The sequence below is a fragment of the Micromonospora sp. KC207 genome, assembly GCF_004348615.1.
Classification (GTDB): Bacteria; Actinomycetota; Actinomycetes; order Mycobacteriales; family Micromonosporaceae; genus Micromonospora.
Window position 1 is genome coordinate 1 of the sequence record NZ_SMKJ01000615.1, and the last position, 943, is coordinate 943.

Here is a 943-nt window from a genome sequence, read left to right on the forward strand (position 1 = left end):
GCACTACTCGGTCACCGACGCAAAGCGGAGGTAGGCGCGGTGCGGGCCGGACCAGCCGGAGCCGAACGAGCTGTCTGGCTGCCCCTGCGCGTCGAACACCACCACGTGCAGCTCGCACGTGTAGAGATAGTGATCCGGCGCGCAGCTGGGCCAGTACTGGACGGCCACGGTCGCCGTGAACGTGTCGTCCTCGGTGAGCGGCGCCGTGGCCAGCGGCGTGCTGTCGACGCAGCCGCTCTCCTGGACGATGTCGTAGCACGCGATCTGCGTGATCGTCACGTACCGGCTGGGTGAGCCCTTCGCGGTGCCGGTGACCTCGACCAGTTGCCCGTCGATCAGGCCGGTGTTCGGGGTCGCGGTGATGGTGGCCGGGTCGCCGGTGAACTCCAGGGCCGCCGTGGCGACCGAGTGCCGATCACCGTCGGTGACCCATTCGACGAAGAATCGGCAGGTGTCCGCGCGGCAGTAGACCGGCGCGGAGTCGCCGTAGGGGCGGCTGCGGTAGACGCTGATGCTGGCGTTCACCCGCTCGGAGATCCGCCCCAGCCCGCTGGTGGTGGCCGTTTGCACGACCGGGCAGCCGATGCGGCCGTCGTCGTCGTAGGTGGCCTCGTCGCACTGGACGATGTCGACCTCGGTTCTCCTGGGCAGGCCGGTCGCCGTGACCCTGACGACCGACGAGGCCGACAACCCACTCGTCGGGCGCGCCGTGGCCGACGGCGCGGCGTCGAACCGGGCCGCCGCCGCAGGGGCGGGCGGACTCACGGCCACCACGCCCGCCGCCGCCAGCACCGCTACGGGCAGCCATGACCGGAGCCTCATGTGGTGCCCCTTCCACGACGGAGGACAACTGTCGACACCCATCGTTGTAGCATCGATCCCGGCCGAGGGGGCTCCGAAGACGGGACCGGCCACTGTCGACTGTCGGACAGCGCTGCTCACC

General features: G+C 70.6%; 1 protein-coding gene. It reads right to left on the reverse strand.

Translation table 11 applies throughout. The features are described from left to right. Positions 1–3: 3 nt before the first annotated feature. Complete coding sequence (locus tag E1258_RS32840) at positions 4–822, reverse strand: neocarzinostatin apoprotein domain-containing protein (RefSeq protein WP_165949970.1); 819 nt, start codon at positions 820–822, stop codon at positions 4–6. Positions 823–943 lie beyond the last annotated feature (121 nt).